The organism is Agromyces mediolanus (assembly GCF_023715325.1).
In the GTDB taxonomy this organism is placed as follows: domain Bacteria; phylum Actinomycetota; class Actinomycetes; order Actinomycetales; family Microbacteriaceae; genus Agromyces; species Agromyces mediolanus_A.
In genome coordinates, this window is the sequence record NZ_JAMBNX010000003.1 from 183,222 (window position 1) to 195,981 (window position 12,760).

The following is a 12,760-nucleotide window of genomic DNA, read 5'->3' on the forward strand; positions in this document are numbered from 1 at the left end:
CGCGGTGTGCGCGAAAGATCGTGGCCCGGTCGCCCGAACTGCGGGCAGCTCAATGACGACCCTTGCGGGGCCGCATCAAGTCTACGACCTTTTGCGCGGCCTCGCGGACCTCGTGGTTCACCACCTGGTAGTCGAACTCGTCGGCCGACGCGAGCTCGACCTTCGCGGTCTCCAGCCGGCGCTGCTGTTCGGCGGGCCCCTCGGTGCCGCGCCCGACGAGCCGCCGGACGAGCTCGTCCCAGCTCGGCGGCTGCAGGAACACGAGCGTGGCCTCGGGCATGGCACGGCGGACCGAGCGGGCGCCCTGGATGTCGATCTCGAGCAGCACGCTGTCGCCGGCGGCGATCGCCCGCTCGACCGGGCCGCGCGGCGTGCCGTAGCGGGACGCGTTGTGCACCGTCGCCCACTCGAGCAGCTCCCCCGTCTCGATCATGCGGTCGAACTCGGCGTCGTCCACGAAGAAGTAGTGCTCGCCGTCGATCTCGCCGGGCCGCGGCGCGCGCGTCGTCGCGGAGACCGAGAGCCTCACCTCGGGGTGATGGTCGCGGATGTACCCGGCGACGGTGCCCTTGCCGACCGCCGTGGGCCCCGCGAGCACCACCAGCCGGTCGCCGGTGCCGCCGTGCGAGGCGACCCAGTCGGCGACGAACCCGCGCAGCCTTCGCCGCTGCAGTCGGCCGAGCCCGCCGAGGCGCTTCGCGGGCGAGATCTGGAGCTCGTCCATGATCCGCTCGGTCTTCGTGCGGCCGATCGCGGGGATGGCCCCCAGGAACTCCGTGACCCGGAGCCGACCCTCGACGCCGTCGGGGTCGTCGAACGCGACGCGGAGCACGTCGAGGGGGCTCCGGCGCCCGTCGGCGACCTCCTGCTTCACGATGGCGCGGGCCCGGCGGGCCGCGACGGCGGCACGGGACGCGGCGACTCGGTCGACCTCTGGCGGGGTGGTGGGGGTCCGATCAGACACCGAGCGATCCTACCTCCCCGGCGCGGCGCCGGACGGCCTCGCCGATCTCGTCGGGCCCTGCCGCGAGCACCGAACGGGACTCGTTCACGATGACGCCCGTGGCCAGACGGCCGAACAGCTCGCCGAGCTGCGAAGCGTCGCCGCCCTGATGGCCGAAGCCCGGCGCGAGCACCGGCAGTCCCGGCAGCTGACCGTACGCGTCGGGGTCGATGCCGACCGCGCGGAGGTCGACCGTCGCCCCGATCACGACCCCGGCGTCGCCGAGCGTGCGGGTGGAGGCATCCGGGCGCGCGCGGTTCCACGCGTCCACGCCGTCGACCATCGCCGAGGCGATGGTGCGCCCCGCCCGGCTGGACTGCCGGAGCTCGGCCGTCTGCACGGGCGCCGACTCCGGGTTCGAAGTGGCGGCCAGCACGAACACGCCCTTGCCGACGGCGGCGGCCCGTTCCATGACCTGCGCGAGCGTCGCGAGCCCCTGGTACGGGTTCAGGGTGAGCGCATCGGCCTCCAGCGTCGAGCCCGGGCGGAGCCAGGCATCCGCGTAGCCTTCGAGCGTCGAGCCGATATCGCCTCGCTTCGCGTCGGCGATCACCAGCAGGCCAGCCTGCCGCGCCTCGGCGAACACCCGCTCGAGGGCCGCGTACCCCGCTGCACCGTGCCGCTCGTAGAACGAGACCTGCGGCTTCACGATGCCGATCTGCCCGGCCGCCGCGTCGACGACGCGCAGGCCGAACTCCCGGACGCCCGCTCCGCTGTCGGGCAGTCCCCAGCTCTCCAGGAGCTGCGCGTGGGGGTCGATCCCCACGCACAGCCGGCCGTAGGCGGCGAAGGCCGCCGCGAGGCGGTCGCCGAACGAGACGGGCTCGCTCACGCGGCCCCCTCCCGGCGGCGACCGTACTCCTGCAGGCTCGTCACCTCGAAGCCGTCGCCGACCACGTCGAGCGAGGCGACCGCGGCGGAGAGCTCCGCGATCGTGGTGAACAGCGGGATGCCGGCGGCAACGGCGGCGGCCCGGATCTCGTAGCCGTCGGCGCGCGCCGAGCGACCGCTCGGGGTGTTCACGACCACGTCGACCTCGCCGCGGTGGATGAGCTCCACGACGCTCGTCGCCTCGGCGTCGGGCTTGTCGTGGAACTTCAGCACCTCGCTCGCCCGGATGCCGTTGCGGCGCAGCACCTCGGCGGTGCCCTCGGTCGCCGCGATGTCGTAGCCGAGCTGCTGGAACCGGAGCACCGGCAGGATCGCCGCGCGCTTGTCGCGGTCCGAGACGGAGACGAACACCGTGCCGCTCGCCGGCACACCGCCGTACGCGGCGAGCTGGCTCTTCGCGAAGGCGGTCGGGAAATCGCGGTCGATCCCCATGACCTCACCCGTCGAACGCATCTCCGGCCCGAGCACCGAGTCGACCATGCCGCCGTCGCGGGTGCGGAACCGGTGGAACGGCAGCACGGCCTCCTTCACCGCGACGGGGGCGTCGAGCGGCACCCGCGAACCATCGGTCTCGGGCAGCAGGCCCTCCGCCACGAGCTCGCGGATCGTCGCGCCGACCATCACCCGGCTCGCCGCCTTCGCGAGCGGGATGCCGAGCGCCTTGGAGACGAAGGGCACCGTGCGGCTTGCCCGGGGATTCGCCTCGAGCACGTAGAGCACGCCGGCGCCGATCGCGAACTGCACGTTCAGCAGGCCCTGCACGCCGATGCCCTCGGCGATCGCGCGCGTCGCCTCGCGGACCCGGTCGACCTCGGCACGGCCGAGGGTCACGGGCGGGAGGGTGCAGCTCGAGTCGCCGGAGTGGATGCCGGCCTCCTCGATGTGCTCCATGACGCCGCCGATGTAGAGCTCGGTGCCGTCGTACAGCGCGTCGACGTCGATCTCGATGGCGTCGTCGAGGAAGCGGTCGACGAGCAGCGGATGGCTCGGGCCGACGATGCCCTGCCCCTCGATGCGGTCGAAGTACTCCGCGAGGTTCGTGCTGTCGTAGACGATCTCCATGCCGCGGCCGCCGAGCACGTAGCTCGGGCGCACGAGCACCGGGTAGCCGATGCCCTCCGCGATCTGCTGCGCGCCCGCGAGGTCGACGGCGGTGCCGTTGCGCGGGGCGAGCAGGCCCGCGTTCTCGAGGATGCCGGCGAAGAGGCCGCGCTCCTCCGCGAGGTCGATCGCCGACGGCGAGGTGCCGAGGATCGGCACGCCGGCCGCCTCGAGCCCCTTCGCGAGTCCGAGCGCGGTCTGCCCGCCGAGCTGCACGACGACGCCGACGAGCTCGCCGGACTGCGACTCGGCGTGGATGACCTCGAGCACGTCCTCCAGGGTGAGCGGCTCGAAGTAGAGCCGGTCGCTCGTGTCGTAGTCGGTCGACACCGTCTCGGGGTTGCAGTTGATCATGATCGTCTCGAAGCCGGCGTCGTGCAGCGCGAAGGACGCGTGCACGCACGAGTAGTCGAACTCGACGCCCTGCCCGATGCGGTTCGGACCGGAGCCGAGGATGACCACCTTGCGGCGGTCGCTCGCGGCGACCTCCGTCTCCTGGTCGTAGCTCGAGTAGTGGTACGGCGTGAGCGCCGGGAACTCGCCGGCGCAGGTGTCGACCGTCTTGTAGACCGGGCGGATGCCGAGGATGTGCCGCACCTCGCGGGCGTCCTGCTCGCTGCCGAAGCCGCGGAGCTGCGCGATCTGCGCGTCGGAGAACCCGTGGTCCTTGGCCAGCAGGATCGTCTCGGTGTCGAGGGCCTCGGCGGCGGCGACGGTCGCCGCGACCTCGTTGATGAGCACGATCTGGTCGAGGAACCAGGGGTCGATCTTCGTGGCCTCGAACGCCTGCTCGATCGTCGCGCCCTTGCGGAGCGCCTGCTGCACGAGCACGATCCGGCCGTCGGTCGGCGTCTGCGCCTGCTCGAGGAGCTCCTCGGCGCTGCGCGGCTCCTCGCCCCAGTGGAACGAGGAGCCGCGCTTCTCGAGCGAGCGCAGCGCCTTCTGCAGCGCGGTCGCATAGTTGCGGCCGATCGCCATGGCCTCGCCGACCGACTTCATGGTGGTCGTCAGCGTCGGGTCGGCCGCCGGGAACTTCTCGAACGCGAAGCGCGGCACCTTCACGACGACGTAGTCGAGCGTCGGCTCGAAGCTCGCCGGCGTCACCCGGGTGATGTCGTTCGGGATCTCGTCGAGCCGGTAGCCGATCGCGAGCTTCGCCGCGATCTTCGCGATCGGAAAGCCCGTCGCCTTCGAGGCGAGCGCCGAGGAGCGGGAGACGCGCGGGTTCATCTCGATCACGATGACGCGGCCGTTCGACGGGTCGATGGCGAACTGGATGTTGCAGCCGCCGGTGTCGACGCCGACCGCGCGGATGATGTCGATGCCGATGTCGCGGAGCCGCTGGTACTCGCGGTCGGTGAGCGTCAGGGCCGGGGCGACCGTGATCGAGTCGCCGGTGTGCACGCCGACCGGGTCGACGTTCTCGATCGAGCACACGACGACCGTGTTGTCGTGCGTGTCCCGCATGAGCTCGAGCTCGTACTCCTTCCAGCCGAGGATGGACTCCTCGAGGAGGACCTCGGTCGTGGGCGAGTCGTGCAGCCCGGCGCCCGCGATGCGGCGGAGGTCGGTCTCGTCGTACGCGAACCCCGAGCCGAGGCCGCCCATCGTGAACGAGGGGCGGACGACGAGCGGGTAGCCGAGGTCCTCGGCCGCCGCGAGCACCTCGTCCATCGTGTGGGCGATGTGCGAGCGCGCCACATCGGCGCCGCACTCGAGCACGAGTTCCTTGAACAGCTGGCGGTCCTCGCCCTTGCGGATGGCCTCGACCTTCGCACCGATGAGCTCGACGCCGTGCTTCTCGAGGATGCCCGCGTCGTGCAGCGCGATCGCGGCGTTCAGCGCCGTCTGGCCGCCGAGGGTCGGCAGGATGGCGTCGGGGCGCTCCTTGACGATGATCGACTCGATGATCTCCGGGGTGATCGGCTCGATGTAGGTCGCGTCGGCGAAGTCCGGGTCGGTCATGATCGTGGCGGGGTTCGGGTTCACCAGGATGACCCGCACGCCCTCGGCTCGGAGGACCCGGCAGGCCTGGGTGCCCGAGTAGTCGAACTCGGCCGCCTGCCCGATGACGATCGGGCCGGAGCCGATGACGAGAACGGAAGTGATGTCGTCGCGCTTGGGCATTAGTCGCGGTTCTCCTTGCTCGCGATGACCAGCTCGCGGAAACGATCGAAGAGGTAGTTCGCGTCGTGCGGGCCGGCAGCCGACTCCGGGTGGTACTGGACGCTGAACGCGGGGATGTCGAGGCAGTTGAGGCCCTCGACCACGTCGTCGTTGAGGTCGACGTGGCTGACCTCGACGCGGCCGAAACCTTCGCTCGACTCGCTCACGCGGTCGATCGGGGCGTCGACGGCGAAGCCGTGGTTGTGCGCCGTGATCTCGACCCGGCCAGTGGCCTTGTCGAGCACGGGCTGGTTGATGCCGCGGTGGCCGAACGGCAGCTTGTACGTGCCGAAGCCGAGGGCGCGGCCGAGGAGCTGGTTGCCGAAGCAGATGCCGAAGTACGGGCGCCCGTCGCGGAGCGACTCGCGGAGCAGCTCGACATGCCGGTCGCTCGCGCTCGGGTCGCCCGGACCGTTCGAGAAGAAGAGCGCGTCGGGCTCGAGCGCCCGCACCTCCTCGATCGTGACCGTCTGCGGGAGCACCTCGACGTCGAAGCCGCGCTCGGCGAGGAAGTTCAGCGTGGACGTCTTGACACCGAGATCGAGCACCGCGACGGTGCCGACCTTCTCGCCCGTCGCCGGCAGCGAGTAGCGCTCCCCCGTCGACACCTCGCCGGAGAGGTTCTGCCCGGACATCTCAGCTCCGCCGAGCACGAGATCGAGCTGCTCGCCGGCGGTGAGGCCGGCCTCCTCACCCGAGAAGATGCCGGCGCGCATCGCACCGGCATCGCGGATGCGGCGCGTCACGGCGCGCGTGTCGATGCCGGAGATGCCGACGATGCCGGCGTCGGCGAGGTCGTCGTCGAGGCTCCGCTGCGAGCGGAAGTTCGACACGACCCGGGACGGGTCGCGCACGACGAAGCCGGCGACCCAGATCTGCGCGGACTCCATGTCTTCGTCGTTCATGCCCGTGTTGCCGATGTGCGGCGCGGTCATGAGCACGATCTGCCCCGCGTACGACGGGTCGGTCAGCGTCTCCTGATAGCCGGTCATGCCGGTCGCGAAGACCGCCTCGCCGAGCGTGCGGCCGAGCGCGCCGTACGCGCGTCCCTCGTACCGGGTTCCGTCCTCGAGGACGAGCACGGCGGGGGCCGTGCGGGTCGTGGTCTCAGTCACCAGAGGCCTCGCCTTCCTGTTGCGACCGTGGCGCCTGGGCCGCGGTGATGTCCGTGACGGCGTCGATGATCCGGGCGGTGTCGCCCGGGTATCGCGCCCGAAGATAGCTGTCGATGCGCACCGGCACCTCGCCGGGTTCCGACTCGTGCGGCTGCCAGGTGAGGGCCACGAGACCCTCCGCCTCGACCCCGCGGTCGATGGCGTGGCTCGCGGAGCCGATCCCGACGATGCGCTCGACGGGGACGAAGCTCGCCGGTTCGCCCGCGATCCTGAGCAGCACCCCGGCGTCGTACACCTCGAGGTGCGCCGCTCCGCGGAACGCGAGACCGTCGACCGCGAGCCGCTCGAACGGCTCGTCCTCCGGCGTCGAGGCGACGTAGAGCACCTCCGTCTCGAGGAGGGCGGCGGCGAGTGTCACCGGCACGGGGTAGGCCGCGAGCCGCGCGTCCCGCGCCCGTCGTCGACGCCACGACCGGACCATGAGCCAGATCACGACGGCGACGACGATGACGGCGACGATCGCGCCGATGAGCTTATCCATCGTCGCCCCCCGCCGCGGCGAGCCGGGCCACCTCGTCGGCTGCGCGCACCTCGCCGTCGCGCACCGTGGCGTAGCCCTGGTGGAACGTCCAGCGCACGGAGCCGGGCAGGGTCTCGCCGAGGTAGGGCGAGTTCGTGCTGCGGCCCGCGAGCCGGGCGAGGTCGAACTCCCCCGTCGCCGACGGGTCGTAGAGGACGAGCTCGGCGGGCGCACCGGCCTCGATGGCACCGCCCTGGCCGGCGAGCCGACCGATGCGGGCCGGGGCCTGGCTCAGCACTCGGGCGACGTCGGCCCAGCCGAGGCGGCCGGGCTCCACCATCGTGCGGTGCACGACGGAGAGGGCGGACTCGAGCCCGACCATGCCGTTCGCCGAGGCATCCCACTCGCCTTCCTTCGCCTCGACCGGATGCGGGGCGTGGTCGGTGGCGACGATGTCGATGGTGCCGTCGGCGAGCGCCGCGCGGAGCGCCTCGACGTCCTCGCCGCGGCGCAGGGGCGGGTTGACCTTGAAGCGCGGGTCGTAGCCGGCCACCCGGTCCTCGGTGAGGAGCAGGTGGTGGGGCGTGACCTCGGCGGTCACGTCGATGCCGCGGGCCTTCGCCCACCGGATCACCTCGACCGAGCCGGCCGTCGAGACGTGGCACACGTGCAGTCGGCTGCCGACGTGCTCGGCGAGCAGCACGTCGCGCGCGATGATCGACTCCTCGGCGACCGCGGGCCAGCCGGCGAGACCGAGCTCGCCGGAGAGGGCGCCCTCGTTCATCTGCGCGCCCTCGGTGAGCCGCGGCTCCTGGGCGTGCTGGGCGATGACGCCGCCGAAGGCCTTCACGTACTCGAGGGCGCGACGCATGAGCAGCGGGTCGTGCACGCAGAAGCCGTCGTCGGAGAAGACGCGGACCCGGGCGCGCGACTGGGCCATGGCACCGAGCTCCGCGAGGCGCTCACCTGCCAGACCGACCGTGACGGCGCCGATGGGCTGCACGGTCGCGTAGCCGGCGGCGTGGCCGAGGCTGAGCTCCTGCTCGACGACCCCAGCCGTGTCGGCGACCGGCGAGGTGTTCGCCATCGCGAAGACCGCGGTGAACCCGCCGGCGGCGGCGGCACGGGTGCCGGTGAGGACCGTCTCGCTCTGCTCGTAGCCGGGCTCGCGGAGGTGGGTGTGCAAGTCGACGAGGCCGGGCAGCACGAGCAGCCCGTCGGCATCGATGCGTTCGGCGCCGCGCGCGTCGACGCCCGTGCCGAGTTCCGCGATCCGACCGTTCTCGAGGAGCAGGTCCGCGCGCTCGCCGGTGGGCAGCTGCGCGCCGACGATCAGGTGCCGCTCGCTCATGCGGCGGACCCCCGTTCGCCGGACAGCAGCAGATAGAGGGCGGCCATTCTCACTGATACTCCGTTCGCGACCTGCTCGCGCACCGTGGACTGCGGCGAGTCGGCCGCGCGGGCGGCGATCTCGAGGCCGCGGTTCATCGGTCCGGGATGCATGACCATCGTAGTGTCGGGGAGCGCATCGAAACGCGCGTCGTCGAGTCCCCAGGTCCGTGCGTACTCCCGGCTGTTCGGGAAGAACGCGCCGTGCATGCGCTCCGCCTGGATCCGCAGCGTCATGACGACATCGGGCCGTCGTCCGAGCGCCGCGTCGAGGTCGAAGGAGGTCACGACCGGCCAGCGACTCGTGTCGACCGGCAGCAGCGTCGGCGGTGCGACGAGCTCGACCTCGGCACCGAGGGCGGGCAGCAGCCACGCGTTCGAGCGCGCGACCCGCGAATGCAGCACGTCGCCGACGATGACGACGCGCGCCCCGTCGAGGCCACGCCCGCGGGAGGCCGCGCCGTGCAGACGACGACGCATCGTGAAGGCGTCGAGCAACGCCTGGGTGGGATGCTCGTGCGTGCCGTCGCCGGCGTTCACCACGCCAGCGTCGATCCAGCCGCTCGTCGCGAGCGTGAGCGGGGCGCCGGAGGCGGGATGGCGGATGACGACCCCGTCCGCGCCCATCGCCTGCAGCGTCTGGGCGGTGTCCTTCAGACTCTCGCCCTTCGAGACGCTGGAGCCCTTCGCGCTGAAGTTGATGACGTCGGCGGACAAGCGCTTGGCCGCCGCCTCGAAGGAGATCCGCGTGCGGGTGGAGTCTTCGAAGAACAGGTTGACCACGGTCTTGCCCCGCAGGGTGGGCAGCTTCTTGACCTCCCGTTCCTGCACGGCCGCCATGTCCTCGGCGATGTCGAGGAGCTCGATCGCCTGCTCGCGGGAGAGCTCGCGGGTGCCCAGCAGATGGTTCACTTCGCGTCTCCCTCGCCGCGGGCGGTCTCGATCGCGACCCCCTCGTCGCCGTCGATCTCGACGAGGCGGACGTTGATCCGCTCGTCGTGCGACGACGGCAGGTTCTTGCCGACGAAGTCCGCGCGGATCGGGAACTCGCGGTGACCACGGTCGACCAGCACGGCCAGCCGAACGGCGCGGGCCCGGCCGAGGTCGGACAGGGCGTCGAAGGCTGCACGGATGGTCCGGCCGGAGTAGAGCACGTCGTCGACGAGCACGACGGTGCGGCCGTCGATCCCGCCGGGCGGCACCTCGGTGGGCTGCGGGGTCCTGGTGCGCGTCCGGGACAGGTCGTCGCGGTACATCGTGACGTCGATCGAGCCGACGGGAACCGGTGCCGCCTCGGGCTCGATGTGAGCGATCGTCTCGGCGATCCGCCGGGCGAGGATGACGCCGCGGGTCGGGATGCCGAGGATGACGAGGTCGCTCCCCCCGCGGTTCGATTCGAGGATCTCGTGCGAGATGCGGGTCAGCGCCCGTTGGATGTCCGCCTGGGTGAGCACGGCGCGTGCCACGGCGGCCTCCCTTCTCCGCCTCACAGGACGGCCTTAAAGGTTGCCAAACTCCGTCGAGTTTAGCAGCGCCCGGCCCGACGCGTTGACGGGCCGGCGCCCGCGCCCGTAGTCTGGCGCGACCTGGATCAGCAGACAGGTCAACACTGAGCTGGCACCACTCCTCCACCGTCGAAGGGATGCCGCTCATGGCACGAGTCTGGATCAAGAACCCCGCCGCCGTCTTCACCGCCGCCGACCAGGCGCCCGGCGCCGCCGCGGGCGGGATCGTCGTCGACGCCGGCCGCATCGTCGAGCTGCTGTCCGCCGGTGGTGCACCCTCGGCCGCGGTCGACGAGGTCTTCGACGCGGCGAACCACGTCGTGCTCCCCGGCCTCATCAACACCCACCACCACTTCTTCCAGACCCTCACCCGGGCCTGGGCTCCCGTCGCCGACGCGAAGCTCTTCCCCTGGCTGCAGGGCCTGTACCCGGTGTGGGCCCGGCTCACGCCGGAGAGCCTCGAACTCGCCGTGACCGTCGCACTCGCCGAGCTCCTGCTCTCCGGCTGCACGACCGCGGCCGACCACCACTACGTGTTCCCCGAGGGCCTCGATGAGGCGATCGACCTGGAGGTGGAGGCCGTGCGGCGGCTCGGCATGCGCGCGACGCTCACCCGCGGCTCGATGACGCTCGGCCAGCGCGACGGCGGGCTGCCGCCGCAGTCCGTCGTGCAGGACGGCGACGTCATCCTCGCCGACTCGGAACGGCTCATCGACCGCTACCACGGGACCGGGCCGGATGCCGACATCCAGATCGCGCTCGCGCCGTGCTCCCCGTTCTCGGTGACCCGGGAGATCATGTCCGACAGCGCGGAACTCGCCGCACGGCGCGGGGTCCGGCTGCACACCCACCTCGCCGAGACGCTCGACGAGGAGGAGTTCTGCCGGGAGCGGTTCGGGCTGCGCACGGTCGACTACCTCGAGAGCGTCGGCTGGCTCGGGCCGCAGAGCTGGCTCGGCCACGGCATCCACTTCGACGAGCAGGAGATCGCGCGGCTCGGCGCCGCGGGCACGGGCGTCGCGCACTGCCCGACCTCGAACATGCGGCTGGCCTCGGGCATCGCGCGCGCGATCGAGCTGGAGGACGCCGGCGTCCCCGTCGGGCTCGGCGTCGACGGCTCCGCCTCCAACGACTCCTCGAACCTCATCCAGGAGGTGCGCCAGGCGCTCTACCTGCAGCGCCTCCGCTACGGCGCCGACGTGCCCGTCGCGCGCGCGCTCGGCTGGGCGACCCTGGGCTCCGCGCGGGCGCTCGGCCGCGACGGCGAGCTCGGCTCGATCGAGCTCGGCAAGCAGGCCGACCTCGCGCTGTTCACCCTGGACGAGCTGCGCTTCTCGGGCAGCCACGACCCGATCGCCGCCCTCGTGCTCTGCGGGGCGGACCGGGCCGACCGCGTCATGGTGGGCGGCGAGTGGCGCGTCGTCGACGGCCGCATCCCCGGGCTCGACCTGGACGGACTCATCCGCGCCCACTCCGCCGCCGCCCGGCGACTCGTCGTCGGCTGAGCTCCGGAACACGGACGGCGGGCCGCCGGTGGCGGCCCGCCGTCGCGGGTGGATCGTGGGAGCCCGCGGGTCAGGCCTGCGCGTGCGCGACGGCGGCGAGCAACCCGTTCACGAACCCCGCGGAATCGTCGGTCGAGAGCACCGTCGCCGCTTCGACGGCCTCGGCGATGGCGACCGCATCGGGAACCTCGTCGTTGTAGACGATCTCCCAGACGCCGATGCGCAGCAGCGCACGGTCGACCGCGGGCATGCGCTCGAGCGTCCACCCGCGCGAGTGCGTGGTGATGAGCTCGTCGATCTCCGCCCGGTGGTCGACGATGCCGTCGACGATCTCGCGGGCGTACAGCCAGGAGGCCTGGCGTTCCGGTTCGCCGGCCGCCTTCTCAGCCTCGACGACGAGCAGCTGCTCGACGGGCATGCCGCGCATCTCCGCAGCGTAGAGCAGGTCGAGCGCGCGCTTGCGAGCCTTGGTGCGAGCGCTCACTAGTCGTTCACGCGGCCGAGGTAGTCGCCCGTGCGGGTGTCGACCTTGACCTTGGTGCCGGTCTCGAGGAAGAGCGGCACCTGGATCTCGTAGCCCGTCTCGACCGTGGCGGGCTTGGTGCCGCCCGTCGAACGGTCGCCCTGCAGGCCCGGCTCGGTGTACGTGATCTCGAGCACCACCGAGGCGGGGAGGTCGACGTACAGCGGGTTGCCGTTGTTCAGGGCGATGGTGACGGCCTGGTTCTCGAGCATGAAGTTGGCGGCGTCGCCGACGGTCGCGGCGGGGACGGTGATCTGGTCGTAGTCGACTGCGTCCATGAAGACGAAGCCGTCGCCGTCGTTGTAGAGGTAGGTGAAGTCGCGGCGGTCGACGTTCTCGATGTCGACCTTCGCGCCCGCATTGTAGGTGCGGTCGACGGTCTTGCCCGTGACCACGTTCTTCAGCTTGGTGCGGACGAACGCGCCGCCCTTGCCGGGCTTGACGTGCTGGAACTCGATCACGCTCCAGAGCTGGCCGTCGATGCTGAGGACGACGCCGTTCTTGATGTCTGCGGTCGATGCCATGCGCGTGGATTCCGTTCCGTTTCGGTGAAGTCGTTCGGCCGGCTGCGGTGGCGCACGCGGGCCGACGAACGATTCTAGACGATGCGCAGCAGCTGCTGCACGGCGAGACGATAGGAGTCGCTGCCGAAGCCGGCGATGACCCCCGTCGCGACGGCCGAGATGACGCTCGTGTGGCGGAAGCGCTCCCGCGCGTGGGGGTTCGAGAGGTGCACCTCGATGAGCGGCACACCGGCCTGCTTCAGCAGCGCCGCCGCGTCCCGCAACCCGTAGCTGTAGTGCGTGAACGCCGCGGGGTTCAGCACCACCGGAGTCCCCCGGTCGACCGCCTCGTGGATCCAGCGGATGAGCTCGCCCTCGTCGTCCGTCTGCCGGAGCTCCAACTCGACGCCCGCCGGCACCCCCTCGCGCAGCGACGCCTCGATGTCGGCGAGCGTCTCGCTGCCGTACACCTCGGGCTCGCGGCTGCCGAGCCGACCGAGGTTCGGCCCGTTCAACACGAGGATCGTCGTCATGCGCTC

The 12,760-nt window shown here is 71.6% G+C and carries 12 protein-coding genes; 1 reads left to right on the forward strand and 11 read right to left on the reverse strand.

Annotation, left to right across the window (positions count from 1 at the left end):
• Positions 1 to 49: 49 nt before the first annotated feature.
• Genes gmk through pyrR form a run of 8 tightly spaced genes read right to left on the reverse strand, consistent with a single transcriptional unit; the run spans position 50 to position 9,651 of the window.
• Positions 50 to 964 carry a guanylate kinase gene (gmk, locus tag M3147_RS07070; RefSeq protein ID WP_251202763.1) on the reverse strand — a complete coding sequence of 305 codons (915 nt, stop codon included), beginning with the start codon at positions 962 to 964 and terminating at the stop codon, positions 50 to 52.
• Complete coding sequence (gene pyrF / locus M3147_RS07075) at positions 957 to 1,835, reverse strand: orotidine-5'-phosphate decarboxylase (RefSeq protein WP_251202764.1); 879 nt, start codon at positions 1,833 to 1,835, stop codon at positions 957 to 959. Before pyrF ends, gmk begins: the two co-directional genes overlap by 8 nt.
• Positions 1,832 to 5,122 carry a carbamoyl-phosphate synthase large subunit gene (gene carB, locus M3147_RS07080; protein ID WP_251202765.1) on the reverse strand — a complete coding sequence of 1,097 codons (3,291 nt, stop codon included), beginning with the start codon at positions 5,120 to 5,122 and terminating at the stop codon, positions 1,832 to 1,834. The genes pyrF and carB overlap by 4 nt, the downstream gene beginning before the upstream one ends.
• Positions 5,122 to 6,276 carry a glutamine-hydrolyzing carbamoyl-phosphate synthase small subunit gene (gene carA, locus M3147_RS07085; protein WP_251202766.1) on the reverse strand — a complete coding sequence of 385 codons (1,155 nt, stop codon included), beginning with the start codon at positions 6,274 to 6,276 and terminating at the stop codon, positions 5,122 to 5,124. Before carA ends, carB begins: the two co-directional genes overlap by 1 nt.
• Positions 6,269 to 6,817 (reverse strand): PH-like domain-containing protein, encoded by a 549-nt coding sequence (locus M3147_RS07090; RefSeq protein WP_251202767.1) that lies wholly within the window; start codon positions 6,815 to 6,817, stop codon positions 6,269 to 6,271. Before M3147_RS07090 ends, carA begins: the two co-directional genes overlap by 8 nt.
• Entirely contained in the window at positions 6,810 to 8,147 is a 1,338-nt protein-coding gene (locus M3147_RS07095) for a dihydroorotase (protein WP_251202768.1), read from the reverse strand. The genes M3147_RS07090 and M3147_RS07095 overlap by 8 nt, the downstream gene beginning before the upstream one ends.
• A complete protein-coding gene (locus tag M3147_RS07100) occupies positions 8,144 to 9,097 on the reverse strand; it encodes an aspartate carbamoyltransferase catalytic subunit (protein WP_251202769.1) in 954 nt (317 codons plus the stop codon). The genes M3147_RS07095 and M3147_RS07100 overlap by 4 nt, the downstream gene beginning before the upstream one ends.
• The gene (gene pyrR / locus M3147_RS07105) at positions 9,094 to 9,651 is read right to left on the reverse strand and encodes a bifunctional pyr operon transcriptional regulator/uracil phosphoribosyltransferase PyrR (protein ID WP_251202770.1); all 558 of its coding nucleotides are present in this window, start codon (positions 9,649 to 9,651) and stop codon (positions 9,094 to 9,096) included. The genes M3147_RS07100 and pyrR overlap by 4 nt, the downstream gene beginning before the upstream one ends.
• A gap of 185 nt (positions 9,652 to 9,836) precedes the next feature.
• Between pyrR and M3147_RS07110 the strand changes: the two genes are divergently transcribed.
• On the forward strand, positions 9,837 to 11,195 hold the full coding sequence (locus M3147_RS07110) for an 8-oxoguanine deaminase (protein ID WP_251202771.1): 1,359 nt from the start codon (positions 9,837 to 9,839) through the stop codon (positions 11,193 to 11,195).
• A 70-nt stretch (positions 11,196 to 11,265) separates the two neighbouring features.
• Here M3147_RS07110 and nusB read toward each other — a convergent pair whose 3' ends face one another.
• From nusB to aroQ, 3 genes are all read right to left on the reverse strand, one after another.
• Positions 11,266 to 11,679 carry a transcription antitermination factor NusB gene (nusB, locus tag M3147_RS07115; RefSeq protein WP_251202772.1) on the reverse strand — a complete coding sequence of 138 codons (414 nt, stop codon included), beginning with the start codon at positions 11,677 to 11,679 and terminating at the stop codon, positions 11,266 to 11,268.
• Positions 11,679 to 12,242: an elongation factor P gene (gene efp / locus M3147_RS07120; protein WP_189084903.1), complete on the reverse strand. Its 564-nt coding sequence runs from the start codon at positions 12,240 to 12,242 to the stop codon at positions 11,679 to 11,681. Before efp ends, nusB begins: the two co-directional genes overlap by 1 nt.
• A gap of 74 nt (positions 12,243 to 12,316) precedes the next feature.
• A complete protein-coding gene (aroQ, locus tag M3147_RS07125; protein ID WP_251202773.1) occupies positions 12,317 to 12,754 on the reverse strand; it encodes a type II 3-dehydroquinate dehydratase in 438 nt (145 codons plus the stop codon).
• Positions 12,755 to 12,760 lie beyond the last annotated feature (6 nt).